15 protein-coding genes and 3 pseudogenes are annotated in these 15,216 nt (G+C 40.8%); 4 read left to right on the top strand and 14 right to left on the bottom strand.

Features of this window, described 5'->3' with window-relative positions:
* The 4 genes from yhbY to PRIP_RS02250 are packed head-to-tail and all read right to left on the bottom strand — an operon-like array spanning window position 1 to window position 2,747.
* On the bottom strand, window positions 1-291 hold the full coding sequence (gene yhbY, locus PRIP_RS02265) for a ribosome assembly RNA-binding protein YhbY (RefSeq protein ID WP_036085231.1): 291 nt from the start codon (window positions 289-291) through the stop codon (window positions 1-3).
* A complete protein-coding gene (gene aroE, locus PRIP_RS02260) occupies window positions 285-1,112 on the bottom strand; it encodes a shikimate dehydrogenase (protein ID WP_036099216.1) in 828 nt (275 codons plus the stop codon). The genes yhbY and aroE overlap by 7 nt, the downstream gene beginning before the upstream one ends.
* Window positions 1,113-1,128: 16 nt before the next feature.
* Entirely contained in the window at window positions 1,129-2,229 is a 1,101-nt protein-coding gene (gene yqeH / locus PRIP_RS02255; protein ID WP_036099215.1) for a ribosome biogenesis GTPase YqeH, read from the bottom strand.
* On the bottom strand, window positions 2,226-2,747 hold the full coding sequence (locus PRIP_RS02250; protein ID WP_036085226.1) for a YqeG family HAD IIIA-type phosphatase: 522 nt from the start codon (window positions 2,745-2,747) through the stop codon (window positions 2,226-2,228). The genes yqeH and PRIP_RS02250 overlap by 4 nt, the downstream gene beginning before the upstream one ends.
* Window positions 2,748-2,886: 139 nt before the next feature.
* Between PRIP_RS02250 and PRIP_RS02245 the strand changes: the two are divergent.
* Window positions 2,887-4,693, top strand: a pseudogene (locus PRIP_RS02245) (M3 family oligoendopeptidase).
* 46 nt (window positions 4,694-4,739) lie between these two features.
* Here the strand turns inward: PRIP_RS02245 and mtnN are convergent.
* From mtnN to mltG, 6 genes and pseudogenes are all read right to left on the bottom strand, one after another.
* Window positions 4,740-5,441: a 5'-methylthioadenosine/S-adenosylhomocysteine nucleosidase gene (gene mtnN / locus PRIP_RS02240; protein WP_036099214.1), complete on the bottom strand. Its 702-nt coding sequence runs from the start codon at window positions 5,439-5,441 to the stop codon at window positions 4,740-4,742.
* A 54-nt stretch (window positions 5,442-5,495) separates the two neighbouring features.
* A pseudogene (locus PRIP_RS02235) lies at window positions 5,496-6,134 on the bottom strand (YrrS family protein).
* A gap of 85 nt (window positions 6,135-6,219) precedes the next feature.
* Window positions 6,220-6,696, bottom strand: coding sequence for a transcription elongation factor GreA (gene greA / locus PRIP_RS02230; RefSeq protein ID WP_036099213.1), 477 nt, complete (start codon window positions 6,694-6,696; stop codon window positions 6,220-6,222).
* A gap of 183 nt (window positions 6,697-6,879) precedes the next feature.
* Window positions 6,880-7,509 (bottom strand): uridine kinase, encoded by a 630-nt coding sequence (gene udk, locus PRIP_RS02225; RefSeq protein WP_036099458.1) that lies wholly within the window; start codon window positions 7,507-7,509, stop codon window positions 6,880-6,882.
* Between the two features lie 2 nt (window positions 7,510-7,511).
* Entirely contained in the window at window positions 7,512-8,159 is a 648-nt protein-coding gene (locus PRIP_RS02220; RefSeq protein ID WP_036099212.1) for an O-methyltransferase, read from the bottom strand.
* A gap of 82 nt (window positions 8,160-8,241) precedes the next feature.
* The gene (mltG, locus tag PRIP_RS02215) at window positions 8,242-9,309 is read right to left on the bottom strand and encodes an endolytic transglycosylase MltG (RefSeq protein ID WP_036099211.1); all 1,068 of its coding nucleotides are present in this window, start codon (window positions 9,307-9,309) and stop codon (window positions 8,242-8,244) included.
* A gap of 159 nt (window positions 9,310-9,468) precedes the next feature.
* Between mltG and PRIP_RS02210 the strand changes: the two genes are divergently transcribed.
* The gene (locus PRIP_RS02210) at window positions 9,469-10,092 is read left to right on the top strand and encodes a DedA family protein (protein ID WP_036099210.1); all 624 of its coding nucleotides are present in this window, start codon (window positions 9,469-9,471) and stop codon (window positions 10,090-10,092) included.
* 61 nt (window positions 10,093-10,153) lie between these two features.
* Here the strand turns inward: PRIP_RS02210 and PRIP_RS02205 are convergent, their stop codons facing one another.
* The 4 genes and pseudogenes from PRIP_RS02205 to alaS all read right to left on the bottom strand — a co-directional run bounded on the left by PRIP_RS02205 (window position 10,154) and on the right by alaS (window position 13,900).
* Entirely contained in the window at window positions 10,154-10,447 is a 294-nt protein-coding gene (locus PRIP_RS02205) for a DUF1292 domain-containing protein (protein ID WP_036085215.1), read from the bottom strand.
* 19 nt (window positions 10,448-10,466) lie between these two features.
* Window positions 10,467-10,883 (bottom strand): Holliday junction resolvase RuvX, encoded by a 417-nt coding sequence (gene ruvX, locus PRIP_RS02200; RefSeq protein WP_036085214.1) that lies wholly within the window; start codon window positions 10,881-10,883, stop codon window positions 10,467-10,469.
* Window positions 10,880-11,149, bottom strand: coding sequence for an IreB family regulatory phosphoprotein (locus tag PRIP_RS02195; RefSeq protein ID WP_036099209.1), 270 nt, complete (start codon window positions 11,147-11,149; stop codon window positions 10,880-10,882). Before PRIP_RS02195 ends, ruvX begins: the two co-directional genes overlap by 4 nt.
* A 120-nt stretch (window positions 11,150-11,269) precedes the next feature.
* Window positions 11,270-13,900 (bottom strand): annotated as a pseudogene (gene alaS, locus PRIP_RS02190) (alanine--tRNA ligase).
* Window positions 13,901-14,303: 403 nt separating this feature from the next.
* Between alaS and PRIP_RS02185 the strand changes: the two are divergent.
* Together PRIP_RS02185 and PRIP_RS02180 are read left to right on the top strand one after the other, a co-directional pair.
* Window positions 14,304-14,753 (top strand): MarR family winged helix-turn-helix transcriptional regulator, encoded by a 450-nt coding sequence (locus tag PRIP_RS02185; RefSeq protein WP_036099207.1) that lies wholly within the window; start codon window positions 14,304-14,306, stop codon window positions 14,751-14,753.
* Between the two features lies 1 nt (window position 14,754).
* The gene (locus PRIP_RS02180) at window positions 14,755-15,183 is read left to right on the top strand and encodes an EVE domain-containing protein (protein ID WP_036099205.1); all 429 of its coding nucleotides are present in this window, start codon (window positions 14,755-14,757) and stop codon (window positions 15,181-15,183) included.
* The last annotated feature ends 33 nt before the right edge of the window (window positions 15,184-15,216 follow it).

The raw sequence follows: 15,216 nt of genomic DNA, 5'->3' as shown, positions 1-15,216 counted from the left end.
TTATGGCAATTGGATTTGTTTTTTATTGCGCGATTCTTTGTATAGAATAATGGTGCGACCAATGATTTGAACAAGTTCAGAGCCAGAGCGCGAACTAATCATTTCGGCTACTTCTTCTTTTGGCTCGTCACAATTTTGTAGAATCGAGATTTTGATTAATTCGCGAACTTCAAGAGCTTCTGCGACTTGCTTGATTAAATTCGGCGATACTCCACCTTTTCCTACTTGAAAAATGGCATCGATATCATGAGCTTCTTTACGTAAAAAACGCTTTTGTACATTGGTTAACATTCGGTTCCTCCTACTTGTTTCAATACAATTTGTTTCATTAATTCACGGTCCGCATCAAGGCCTGTCCAGAGTTTGAAGGCAATAGCGGCTTGATTTACGAACATTGGTAAGCCGTTTTGAATGATGGCACCGCGAGTTTCTGCTTCTTCTAAAAAGGCTGTTTTAGCGGGATTGTAAATAATGTCTGAGGCGATGGTGCCTGGTGCTAAATTTTGCAGACTGATTGGTAATTCTGGGTTTTCTTTTGTGAGACCTGCGGATGTTGTTTGGATGATAATGGTGTAATTCGCGAGATTGGTCTCGGCTTCCTGCAAGCTAATTGCCGCGTGGGTGGTGCCCGTCACCATATTTACCGCTTTTTCTACTGTGCGATTGGCTATGGTTATGTTGGCATCTGTGCGATTGGCTAGCGCGTGGAAAATCGCTTTACTTGCACCGCCAGCACCTAAAATAAGCATTCGATCTGTATGTGTGATTGGTTTGATGGTTTGGAGTCCTTCCAAATAGCCTGCGCCATCTGTATTATAACCGGTCCATTTACCATCGCACACAACCACTGTATTGACAGCACCACAAGCTTTTGCTTCTGCATCAATTACATCCAGATACGGCAAAATTTTCTCTTTGAACGGGCTTGTGATGTTAAAACCACTGATACCAAGCGTTTTTAAACCTAGCATGGCATCAGCGAATGTTTCTTCTTCCAGCAAAAATGGAACGTAGCTTGCATCTAGCTGATTTTTTTCTAAAAGGGCAGTATGCATCGCTGGAGAAAGGGAATGAGCAATTGGGTTGCCGATAACGCAATACAATTTCTTCATAAATTGGCTCTCCTCCTTATACGATAGATCTGCGGATAGTAACACTTACGCCATCTGGTACCCAAGCAGTGACTTTTGCTCCGCCTTCTGGGACTGTAATCCAGCCTAATCCGGAAAAGACGATATCTGCTTTTTCTTTGATGGAGAATGTGTACGGTACTAATTTTGGTAAGGCTTCAACATCTGTCTCGCCTGGTGGATATAGCAATTTGCCGGCTTGTGTTTCGTATAGATTATCCGCTTTTTCAAGCTTCGTGCGGTGAACCATTAAATTATTTGATGTGTAGACGACAAACGATCTCCTGCCACCACTTGTGTAGTCAAATCGTGCCAGTGCGCCAAGGAATAATGTTTGCTCCTCGTTTAGCTGGAAGACAAGCGGTTTGATTTCTTTTTTCGGTGAAATGACTTTTAGTGTCGCTGCATCAACGACGTGCGCGATTTGATGGTGATTGATAATTCCTGGTGTGTCGACTAGTACGCTTCCATCATCGAGTGGAATTTCGATTTTATCTAATGTCGTACCTGGGAATTGGGATGTTGTAATGACGTTATTTTCGCCAGTAGCCACTTTGATAATGCGGTTAATTAGTGTGGATTTACCAACATTTGTACAGCCTACAACGAAGACATCACGACCATCACGTTCTTCTTCAATCTTCTCAAGCAGTGCTTCAAAAGAATGGCCTTTCTCGGCGCTAACAAGGACGCAATCTGTTGGCGCTAAGCCAAGTTCACGGGCACGACCACGCATCCATTGTGTCAAGCGCTCTCGTTTCAATGATTTCGGTAATAAATCCGCTTTATTTCCAACGAGTAGCACCGGATTATTGCCGACAAAACGGTGTAAGCCCGGTAACCAGCTGCCATCAAAGTCGAAAATATCGACAACATAAACAATCAAAGCTTCTTTCGTTCCTAATTGATTTAAAATCTTCAAAAAGTCATCGTCAGTTAGTGGTACATCTTGAATTTCATTGTAATGTTTCAAGCGGAAACAACGCTGGCAAATAACGTCTTCTTTTTCTAAAGAAGATTCAGGCGCGTAGCCCGGTTTGCTTTTATCGATTGTTTGAATCACGGCTCCACAGCCAATACATCTAATTTCTTCGGTCACAGAGAATCCTCCCATTTTAGTTCTGATTTTTTAGCTAGTTTTTTCAAAATTATTCGTTCCATGAAACGATTGAACTTCGTCGCAAAGCCGTCTGTGTCTTTTACAGGGCGCACGAAAATAGTCGTCAAACGTTGGCGATTGCCACCAAATATATCAGTCATGATCTGATCGCCTATCATCACGGTTTCTTCTGGCGTTGAACCAAGGTCGGCTAACGCTTGTTGGAACGCCGTTGCTAGTGGTTTCTTCGCTTTTGCTAAATACGGAATTTTAGTTGCGATGGCCACTCGCTTCACGCGTTCTTCGTTATTATTCGATACGATCATCACTTTAATACCTTCTTCTTCTAACAGACGAAACCAGTTCGAGATTTCATCGGTCGCATCGAGTTGATCCCAAGCGAGTAACGTATTATCTAAATCAGTTAATACCGTCGTTTTCCCCATTTTTCGCAGTTGGTCGGCGGTAATACCAAACGGCGATGTTAACATTTTATCCGGCGAGAATTTTTTTAGCAAAATAGGCACCTCTTCTTATTTAATCAGTTCACTAACTTGTAATCCTAATAAATTTTAACATCTTTCGGCGTATTTTACAAAAAAATCTGTAAGAAGTGCTATAATGAAGTGGAAAATACCTATTTCAAGGGGGATTATTATGTCAAAAAACTATGCTCTAGTCTGGGATTTAGACGCGATTTATTCGGGTGGAAGTGGCTCAGAGGCGCTTTTAGAAGCCTTGGCGGAAACAACGAAGGAAATCGCATCATTTAAACAAGCGGTGCGCACTTGGGATATTCCAAGCGGCTCAGCGGATGTGAGTGAATTTTTATTATTGATTAACCAAAATGCAGAAATTGCGAAACAATTAATGAACGCAGCGGCATTTTTAGAATGTTTATCTTCTGCCGATACGCGTGATTTGAGAGCGGTCGAACTTTCTGGCGGCGTGTACCAACAATTATCTGAATTAGAAACGATTGAAAATGAATGGCATGAGAAATTCACCCTTATTTCAGATGATGTCTGGACTTCTTTACTACAAGAAAATGGCTTGAACGAGATTGCCTTCGTATTAAATGAGGCTCGTGATAATCGGAAGAAAAAAGGAACACGTGATGAGGAAACGGTGATTAGCGCGCTAAATGTCGACGGTTATCGCGGTTGGTCGGATCATTACGATACGATTGTAGCAACGATTCGCGTGCCTGTAACGATTGATGGCGAGGACAAAGAAGTTTCAGCTGGTCAAGCATTGAATTTGCTTAGCCATCCTGACCGTGCCGTTCGTGTCGCTGTTTTTGAAGCATACGGGAAAGCATGGCAAGAGAAATCGCAATTATTTAGTGATACGCTAAATCACCTTGCTGGCTTCCGACTTGCTGTATATCGCACACGTAAATGGGACAACGTTCTCTCTGAACCGCTAGCTATCAACCGTTTGGATGAAAAAACGCTCGCAATTATGTGGGAAGTTATCGAGAAGCATAAAGCAACATTCGTGGACTTTTTTAAATCGGAAAGCCCAACTTTTCGGTATTGAAAAATTGAGTTTTCATGATGTTTTTGCACCACTTACGCTGGATTCTGAGCCAAAGAAATATACGTACCAAGAAGGTGCGGATTTTATTTTGACACAGTTCTCGAAATTTAGTCCCAAAATGGCTAGTTTTGCAAAACACGCGTTTGAACAGCAATGGATTGAGGCCGAAGACCGCGATAATAAACGCCCTGGTGGCTTTTGTACAGATTTCCCATTAGAGAGGGAAAGTCGGATTTTCATGACGTATGACGGCGCTCCTGGGACGGTTGCGACATTGGCTCACGAATTAGGACATGCCTTCCACTCGCACGTGATTCGTGATGAACCGTTCGAAAATACGAATTATGCGATGAATGTGGCAGAAACTGCTTCTACTTTTGCAGAAATGATTATTGCCGATGCTTCCGTGAAAGAGGCTACGACAAAAGAAGAAAAAATCGTTCTTTTAGAAGATAAAATTGGTCGTAGTATTGCCTTCTTTATGGACATTCGCGCTCGTTTCTTGTTTGAAACACGTTTTTATGAGGCGCGGAAGGATGGGCTTGTGTCCGCAGATCAACTAAATACATTGATGGAAGAAGCGCAACGTGAAGCGTTTAAAGATGCGTTATCAGAATATCACCCACAATTCTGGTCTTCCAAATTGCATTTTTACATCGCAGAAGTGCCATTTTATAACTTCCCTTACACATTCGGCTATTTGTTCTCGTTAGGCATTTACCACCAAGCATTAGCAGAAGGAAGCGGCTACGAAGACAAATACATTGCCTTACTACAAGACACTGGCGCGATGACAACCGAACAATTAGCTCAAAAACATTTAAACATCGACTTAACAAAACCAGATTTCTGGGAAAGCGCACTAGAAATCGCTGTTGACGACGTCAAGGAATTCCTAGAGTTAACAAACGACCTCGTATAAAAGCAAAGCCCGCCAAGCACAATCGTGTTTCGCGGGCTTTTTTTGACTATAATCGCGCTAATAACTGCAAAATGCACACAGATGAGTTCGCAGCAGCCGTCGCCAAGAATTCATCAAAAGAAATGCTCGCTTCACTATCTGCAACATCAGAAAGTGCACGGATAATTAAAAACGGTATCTCGAATTGGTAGGCTACTTGCGCAATCGCACAGGCTTCCATTTCTACAGCCTTCACTTCTGGGAAAAATGTCGTAAGCATCTCTCTTTGGTCTGGACGATGGATGAATGAATCCGTTGTTACAACAAGGCCATACACCGCTTTGTTACCTTCAGAAAAATTGTCTTGATATACTTGTTGCGCCAGTTGCATCGCGTTAGCATCGCCTTGATATTGTGCTGGCATTTGTGGAACTTGTCCATATGTATAGCCAAATGCAGTTGCATCCACATCTCCGTAAGCAACATTGTCAGAAATAATGACATCCCCTACTTCTAGTTCTGCGCCAATTCCGCCTGCCGAGCCCGTATTAATGATCAATGAAATATCATAATGATCGCATAATAACGTGGTGGATAACGCAGCATTTACTTTCCCGATACCAGATTTCAGCAAAACAACTTCCTTTCCTGCAAGTTCCCCTACGTAAAATTCTGCACTAGCAATCGTTACTTCTTCCAAATTCACGAGCTTTTCTCGTAATATCATTACTTCTTCTTCCATCGCACCAATAATAGCAATTTTCCCCATGTGTCATCCTCCTAAAAAAACTGTGCCCGAACAGAGTCGAAACACAGCTTTGTACTAATTTTTCTTGTCATTTGATTTCAGTTCTTCTACTTTTGTTGGTTGCCACCCTGAACCGTCTTTCCATGTAATGTAAATGCGGTACGCCTTGTCTGGATCTTCTTTTGTGGAAATAGTTCCTACAGATTGTGTTGCCGGATTTTCTCCACGTCCCACATACCAAACCGTCATATCACCTTTATCAATGCCTGTTGCTTCTGAAAAAGCAGCCACTTTTTCGCTCCAGTCTTGACTATCCATTTCATAGGAATTAATGTGATCGCCTTTTTGCTCTGTTGGGATCACTTTCCAGTCTTTCGTAATTACTTTCGATACGTTTGGATCATCGCTTTTCTCAGTAACTGTTTCTTCTTTTGGCTTCTCGGGTGTATCTTTTTTCTTGGTCTCATCTTTTGTTTGTATCTTTAGTTTGTTGTGTGGTTGCTTGCTTTGTTTCTTGCGGTTCTTTTGTATCCTCAGCCGTTAAAAAAAAAAACAGAGCCATAGAACTGCAATGATGAGTACACTTACTAAGATAATAAGAACATTCAGTGTGATGCTTGTTCTCTTATGTTTGCTATTTTGTTCGGAGCGTGATGCTTCTACTTTGTTTTCGGCAATGCGTCGTTGCTCTTCTTTTTGTGATTTTTGGTCCATTGTGACACCACCTTATTCATCCAAGGAAACAAACAAGCTTCATCTACTACTTGCTTCCCTGAAAGTTTCTCATTGTATGTTTTCGTTATGCACTAATTTTGACGATTTTAACGTTCATTTCGCCACCTGGTGTTTGGATGGAAACTTCGTCGCCTTCTTTATAGCCCAAAAGTGCTTTAGCGATTGGTGAGTCGTTGGAAATAAGACCTTCAAATGGATCAGCTTCTGCGCTACCTACGATTGTATACGTTTCTTCGTCGCCGTTTGGTAATTCTATGAAAGTAACGGTATTTCCTAGTGCTACTTCTCCGCTCATTGCACTTGCATCAATGATTTGTGCATTGCGAATCATATTTTCAAGCGTTGTGATTCGGCCCTCTACAAATGCTTGCTCGTCTTTTGCTGAATCGTACTCGGAGTTCTCTGAGAGATCGCCGAAGCTACGCGCAATCTTAATACGTTCTACGACTTCTTTACGTTTTACTGTTTTTAAATCTGCTAGTTCGTTTTCTAATTTTGCTTTACCTTCTAGTGTCATTGGGAATACTTTTTCTGTAGCCAAATTCTTTCTCTCCTTCATCTGTTTATTAAAAGAACGAAAAAGGTGGCTCCTTTTTCGCACTATAACATGTATTTACTTCACGCCTGAAAGATTAACACGATTTTCAGGAAATGTCCAGCAAATTTTGTCCAATAGTGAAATTCTATCTTAATTTGTTGATAATTACAAGCCTTAGTCTCACAATTATAGGTGCGCTTCTAGGATTGTTGCAACTTTTGTTGTCATTAAATCAATGGCTACCTTGTTTTCGCCACCTTCAGGAATAATAATATCTGCATATTTTCTTGTTGGCTCGATAAACTTCTGGTACATCGGCTTCACAACGTTTAAATACTGCTCAATAACTGATTCCATCGTCCGACCACGCTCGTTCACATCGCGAACCATACGTCGCAAAATCCGAATATCATCATCGGTGTCAACGTACACTTTAATGTCCATCAAGTCACGTAAACGCGGATCTTCAAGAATCAATATTCCTTCTAAAATAATGACTTCTTTTGGTTCTTGGTGAATAATTTCGCTGGATCGCGTATATAATTCGTAATCGTAAACCGGCTTATCGATTGGTTCATAACGTAACAATTGCTTCAAATGTCGAATTAAAAGGTCGGTATCAAAGGCTAGTGGATGGTCATAATTCGTCTCCAAACGTTCTTCAAACGCCATTTCTGCCTGATCTTTATAATAAAAATCTTGTTCTAACATTAAAATCGAGTGGCCTGTGAAATGATCATAAATCGCCTTGCTAACACTTGTTTTCCCTGAACCACTTCCACCAGTGACACCCACCACTATCGGCTTTTTCTGCAACATTATACATCCCCCTTTCTGCGACTAATCGCAAGACCATCTCCAAGTGGAATCGTTGTTGTTGTGAAATTAGGATTTTGCAGTAACCAATCGTTGAATTCGCGCATTTTTCGTGACACGCGTTGTTTTTGCTGCGCTCGTGGTGAATCGTGTAGCGCCAACCCTTTGAAAAGGACATTATCACTGTAAATAACACCATTTGGAGCCAGTTTCTCAATATAAATATCAAAGAACTTCGCATATTGGGCTTTGGCCGCATCGATAAAAATTGCATCAAAATTCTCTTTTTCAAGTATGATAGAGCTATCTTCTAACGCATCCATAAGTAAAACTTCGACACGGTCTTCAACACCAAACGCACGAACGTTATGCCATGCGCGATCGTATCTCGTTTCATCGCGTTCCATCGTCACAATATGTACATTCGGCAAGACATCTGCCATCCGTAAAGCAGAATATCCAATCGCAGTACCAATTTCTAAAATTCGTTTTGGCTGTTGAATCTGCATAATTTGCAACATAAAATGCATCGAATCAATTTCCATAACCGGTACTTCGTGTTCCTTAGCATAAGCTTCCAATTCCATAAAAAATGGTTTGCGTTCTGGAATATGTGAAAGCAAATAATTATGAATTAGCGTATCATTCACGGCTTTTTATCCCCTTTAATCAACTAATGATAAGCGTCTGTCATACCAAAGGCATACAACAAACGCTTATCGCAGCTTTCATTTAATCATTATTCGTAATGTGTTCTTGTTTTAACTTATTATGCTCTTCTAATGTTTTTGAAAAGTAAACTTGTCCCGTTTTCGTATTCGCTAAGAAGTACAGGTAATCCGTCTTCTCAGGAGCCAACGCAGCTTCCATCGATGTTTGGCCACTGTTAGAAATCGGACCAGGTGGTAGACCTTTATTTTTGTAGGTATTATATGGGGAGTCGACTTCTAAATCTTTGTACAGCGTCCTTGATTTATGTTTTCCAAGCGCATAAAGTACCGTTGGGTCGGTTTGTAATGGCATCTGGGCTTTTATTCGGTTATAGAAGACACTGGAAATCTTCTTGCGGTCCACATTCGCAGTTGCTTCTTTCTCAATTAGAGAAGACATCGTCAAAAAGGTATGGACAGACATTTTCTGTTTCGTAAGTTCCGGCTTAAACTGAGCAATATTAGTATCTGTAGCCTTCACCATTTGCGTAATCATTGCTTTCGCATCTTGCTTACTATCAAATTCGTATGTGGCTGGATATAAATAGCCTTCCAGAGGATGCTTCACATTCGGCGCTAACACGGCGTTGCTAAGCGTATCCGGGTAAGCCTTAATCAGTTCTTTCACGAACGCTTGATCATCCATTACTTTTAGAACATCTTCTTTTTTTAATGTCGGTTGATATATTACCATTCGATCAGCAATCTGATCTAGCGTATAGCCTTCTGGGATGACAAGCTTCGAAGGCGCAACAACCTGACCTTTCTTTAGTTCAGAAATAACTTGTTCCACAGACATCGATGGGCTTAATTTGTATCTTCCCGCTTTTAAATTCACTTCATTTTTATATTTCACATAATACGTAAAAATCATACTGCTATGAATCACTTGGTTTTCTTCTAGGATATCGCCTATTTCTGACACTTTAGAACCTTTTGGGATATCAACAATAATGGATTCATTGCTTTTGGCGTTCACGGCTTGCAATTGCGAATCCACATAAAAATAGCCTCCAACCGTTACGGCAACAAGTATCAACGCAATACTTGAAATAATTAGCGTGATCATTTTGCTCTTGGATTTTTTCATATCTAAACCTCTTTCATTCGTCTATACAAAACTATTCCTTATCTATTATAACGGTAATGCGTATGATTGTTCAACCACATTCTACAAAAAATATAAATTCGTGACGTTTTGGACATATTTAGCTATAATAGAACAATACAAAAAGAAAGAAGGCTTTCTATGCTACATTCTGTTATTGAAGGACTACAAAACTTTGTGATGACATTAATTGATTTATTTGGCCATTGGGGCATTTTCTGGGCAATGGTGATTGAAAGCGTCTGTATCCCACTTCCAAGTGAAGTCGTGATGCTGTTCGGCGGTTTCATGGCAGAGGCTGGCAATTTGAACTTTTGGCTCGTTGTTTTCGCGGGGATTGCTGGAAATCTAGTTGGCTCTCTAATCGCATACTATATAGGGAAATTTGGCGGTCGCGCACTTGTTTTAAAATTCGGGAAATATATTTTCTTAAATGTTGGTCATCTGGATTTGGCGGAACATTGGTTTCAGAAGTATGGCGCATCGGCTGTATTTTTCGGGCGAATTCTACCGGTTATTCGGACGTTCATTTCACTTCCTGCTGGTATTGCAAAGATGAATATTTGGAAATTCGTCGTTTATACGATTCTTGGCTGTATTCCGTGGAACATTTTCCTGACCTATTTAGGATACAAACTTGGTGCCAACTGGAGTGTTGTAGAACAATATACACGCCCAATAAGCTACGCCATGCTTGCGCTACTTGTCATCATCGTCATTTATTTAATCGTAAAAATTGTTAAAAAACGTAAACCAACAGCTTGAAGGATCAACAAAAGAGGCAGGAGATACACACACAACGCGTGTATATCTCCTGCCTTTATTTTTACTCTTCGTCCTCATCTTCCAGGAATGTTGCTAGAACTTCTTCAATCATATCCCACTCTTCTTCTGTTTCTACAGGTTTTAATTCACCTTGTGTACCATCTTCGTTTTCGATGAAGGAAGAAGCTTGTAATTCGATTTCTTCTTCATCTTCAGCGCTTTCTGGGTAATAAAGAACGTAAGATTTCTCAAACTCATCGGAATTAAACGAGAAAAGGACCGCATAAAGCTCCTCGTTACCATCTTCGTCTACTACTGTAATGTGTTCGTGATCATGTTCATGATTTTCTGTCATAATGGACACCTCTTTATCATTAATTGTTTGCATCTAAATAAGATTGCAAAATCATTACTGCTGCAAGCTTATCGATAACTTTCTTGCGTTTCTTGCGGCTTACATCAGCTTCTAATAATGTGCGTTCTGCAGCGGCTGTCGTCAATCGTTCATCCCATAAAACAACTGGAATTCCCGTACGACTCTCCAACACTTCTGCATACTTTTGCGAAGCTTCTGCGCGCTCGCCAATCGTGTTATTCATGTTTTTTGGCAAACCGACCACAATTTTCGTGACCTCATTTTGTTCTGCAAGCTCTTTTACTCGGTCGTAGCCGAATTGTTTCGCCTGCTCATTTATTGTGATTGTCTCAATGCCTTGTGCGGTCCAGCCTAGTGCATCACTAATTGCTACGCCAACAGTCACTGAGCCAACATCTAATCCCATTGTTCTCATTTGTCACCAATCTCATTGTTTTTTAGGTACGCCTTTACGAGTTCTTCGATAATCTCATCACGCTCTAAACGGCGAATCAAATTACGAGCGTCATTATGGCGTGGAATATACGCTGGATCACCAGATAGTAAATAACCAACAATTTGGTTAATCGGATTATATCCTTTTTCTTCAAGAGCCACGTAAACTTGCCCCATCAAAAGCTTTACATCTTCTTCGATTGAATCATCGCCAAAATTATAGAACATTGTTTTATCAGAAGCCATCTTGACCAGCACCTCTTTTCCATTGTTATCACACTACTGTTCATCATTCATTCTACACTAACTTGTGAAAAATAACAAAGGAGATGCTGATTTTAGATGATATTTATTACATGCCAGTGCTTATTGCTGGGCTGCAACCCATTCTGTGACGTAAGCTAATGCACTTGCTAACTTCTCTGGGTCTTTTCCTCCTGCTTGGGCTGTATCAGGACGCCCACCACCGTTACCGCCGCAACGCGTTGCTACTTCTTTTAGTAGTTTTCCAGCATGATAGCCTTGTTTGATTAGGTCCTCTGAGACAGCAGAGATGAGACTCACTTTATCGTCATGTGCGGCGCCTAGGACAAGAATGCCGCTTGCTTTTGTTTCTTTCCAATTATCCATGTATTGACGTAATTGGTTCATGTCTTTTGCGTTTACCTGCTTAGCAATAACTGAAATACCACCAACATCTTCTGGGTTACTGAAAATATCAGCACTTGCAACGTTTGCTAATTTAGCATGCAAAGATTCGTTTTCGCGTTTTAATTCGCGCACTTCTTGGTGTAATTGTTCTACTTTTTGCGGAGATTCTCTTGGTGTTGTTTTTAGTAAATTGGCTGTTTCTTTTAGATAGTGTTCTTGCTGGTTTAAGAAACGATATGCAGATTCACCTGTAACTGCATCGATGCGTCGTGTTCCTGCACCAATACCGCTTTCAGAAATGATGTTGAAAAGGCCAATTTCAGCTGTATTTTTGACATGGATACCGCCACAAAGTTCGATACTGTAATTGCCAATGCGTACCACACGAACAACATCGCCATATTTCTCGCCAAAAAGCGCCATAGCACCGAGCTCTTTTGCTTCTTTGATTGGCATTTCTTTAATGTCAACAGCCAATTGATCCCAGATTTTACGGTTAACGATGTGTTCCATTTTGGATAGTTCGGCTTCTGTAATTTGGCCAAAATGTGAGAAATCAAAGCGCAAACGGTTCGGTTCTACAAGGGAACCTGCTTGGTTGACGTGATCACCTAATACGTCTTTTAGGGCACGGTGTAATAGATGGGTTGCTGTATGGTTTTTGATGATCCCGCGGCGAGATTCTTTGTCTACTTCTAGTGTCACATGGTCGCCTTTGTTGAGACTACCCGATTCAATGCGGATTTCGTGGATATTTTGTTTGTTTGGTGTTTTTTGAACGTTTAAAACGGTTGCTGTGAATCCTGCTTTTGTGATGACGCCATGATCAGCTACTTGTCCACCACTCTCTGCATAAAAACGGCGTTTCTTTGAAGATGACTTGCGCTTTTTCACCACGTGACGCACTTTCGGCTAGACTACCTGATTTAATGATATAAAGCACTTCGGTAGCGACTGTTGTTGCTTCATAGCCTACAAATCGGCTCTTTTCAGTAAGACTCGTTAGTAATTCGGTTTGCACGCTCATCGATTTGACGTCAGCGCGGGCATTTCGAGCACGATCTCGTTGTTTGTTCATTTCTTCTTCAAAACCAGCATGATCCACTGTTAAGCCATTGTCCTCGGCGTATTCTTCTGTCAATTCGACTGGGAAACCAAATGTATCATACAACTTGAAAATATCTGCACCACTCATTTGGCCTGATTCTTTCGCAGCAGTCATCATTTCTTCTAAAATAGCTAAGCCTTCGTTTAGCGTCTCATGGAAGCGTTCTTCTTCTGTACGGATGATTTTTTGGATGAATTCAGTTTGTTTTTCAACTTCTGGGTAGTAGCTGTTCATGATTTGGCCGACTACTGGGACAAGTTTGTACATAAACGGCTCGTTGATGTTGATGTTTTTGGCGTAACGAACGGCACGGCGCAGTAAACGACGTAATACATAGCCTCGTCCTTCGTTTGATGGCAATGCGCTGTCGCCAATGGCAAATGCTACAGTACGAATGTGGTCCGCGATGACTTTAAATGCCGTGTCTGTTTCTGGGTTTTGACCGTATTTTTCTCCTGAAATTGCTTCTACTTCACGAATAATCGGCATGAATAAATCTGTTTCGAAGTTTGTTGGCGCATCTTGGATAATGGAAACCATACGTTCTAGCCCCATCCCTGTATCGATGTTTTTCTTTGGAAGTGGTGTGTATGTGCCGTCTGCATTGTGATTGAATTGCGAGAATACGAGGTTCCAGATTTCTAAGTAACGCTCATTTTCACCGCCTGGATATAGTTCTGGGTCAGTTGGATTATTGCCATAAGCTTCGCCACGGTCATAGAAAATCTCACTATCTGGACCACTTGGGCCTTCCCCAATATCCCAAAAATTATCTTCAATTGGCACAATATGATCGTCTGTTAAACCAACTTTTTCTTTCCAAATATTTTTTGCTTCTTCGTCTTCTGGATAAACCGTTACGTATAATTTATCGGGATCAAAGCCAATCCATTTCGGGCTCGTTAGGAATTCCCAAGCCCAGACGATGGCTTCTTCTTTAAAGTAATCTCCAATGGAAAAATTCCCTAACATTTCAAAAAATGTGTGGTGACGCGCTGTTTTTCCTACATTTTCGATATCATTTGTACGGATTGATTTTTGTGCATTGGTAATACGAGGATTATCTGGAATGACACTGCCATCAAAATATTTTTTTAGTGTTGCAACGCCACTATTAATCCATAATAATGATGCGTCGTTAATTGGTACGAGCGGTGCGCTTGGCTCCACTTGGTGCCCTTTTTCCTGGAAAAGTCTAGGAACATTTGTCTTACTTCAGCACTTGATAATTGCTTCATCTTTATTTCCTCCTTTTGATTGGCGCGAGCATGGATACAAAACAAAAAGCCTTATATCGTCTCGCAACACAGGGACGAATATGTTCGCGGTACCACCCTGTTTGCAATGATATAAGACTTGAATCATTACCTCTTTAAATCCCTTAACGCGGGAAAACGAAAAATAGCCATCGTAATCGTGAGTTAGCACAGAAATCGCATCTCGTTTGTGTTCTTACAGCCAAGGAACACTTCTCTAGTAAACGCGCGTCTTTCTTTAGGCTCACACTATTTTTAATTGTATGATACTTGAAATTATAAAGGATGTGTCTGGCTGTGTCAATGATTAATGAAGTATGTTTGCTTGACTGAAATTGTAAATAGACATATAATAAGTGTACATATTAAAAAGGAGGGGCTAGACATGGATTTCCCATCAAAATTCGGGCGTAATGCTTCTGAGTCTACTGGATTTCTATTCATGCGAGCATATAATCATTGGCATACACGCGTTAAACAAGCGCTACAAGGGATTGATTTAACGCATCCGCAATTTGTTGTTTTGACCGCTGTTGGGTATCTTTCTCAATCCAGTGAGGAAGTTTTTCAAGTGACTATCGCAAATTTTTCGGACATGGATGTAATGACGGTCTCTCAGGTTTTAAAATTGCTTGAAAAAAAGGCACTTATTTGGCGAACGGTAGCCAAAAATGATCCACGTGCAAAAGCAATTTCACTCACTCACGCTGGTCAGGCGAAACTTGAAATCGCACTTCCGATTGTTGAAAATATTGATACAGTCTTTTTTTCCAATGTGTCGGAGTTGAAACAATTCCAGCATGCCTTACAAGAATTAACGAAAGAAGATGATTAAAGTGACAAAATATTGGATTGGTGTGGCATCTTTGAATCATGTTACACTCGGTGTTGAAGGTGGTTTTTCACAGTTATGTCATGGAAAAGAGGCTCCATTGAAACGGATGAAGCCTGGGGATTGGTTGATTTATTATAGTCCGAAGCGGGAACTTGGAAGCAAAGAGATGTGCCAATGTTTTACAGCTATTGGGCGTGTGAAGGGTTCGGATGTGTATCCTTTTGCAATGACAGAGACTTTTATTCCTTATCGAAAGGATGTTGATTTTTTTCCTAATGCGAAGGAAGTTCCGTTACATGCTATTTCGAAACTAGATGCGTGGCAAAAATACCGTTCTTCTCTTCGTTATGGGCATTTCGAGATTGATAAAGCTTTTTTTCTAGTGCTTGCTGAGAAAATGGGCTTACCGATGAAGTATGAAAATGGATAATACGAGCTTATCTGGTATCATGAAGCAATGTGG

Origin of the sequence: Paenilisteria riparia FSL S10-1204 (genome assembly GCF_000525995.1) — a bacterium.
Taxonomy (GTDB): domain Bacteria; phylum Bacillota; class Bacilli; order Lactobacillales; family Listeriaceae; genus Listeria_A; species Listeria_A riparia.
The sequence above is the reverse complement of the archived record's forward strand: the minus strand, read 5'-3'. Positions and strand labels throughout refer to the sequence as shown.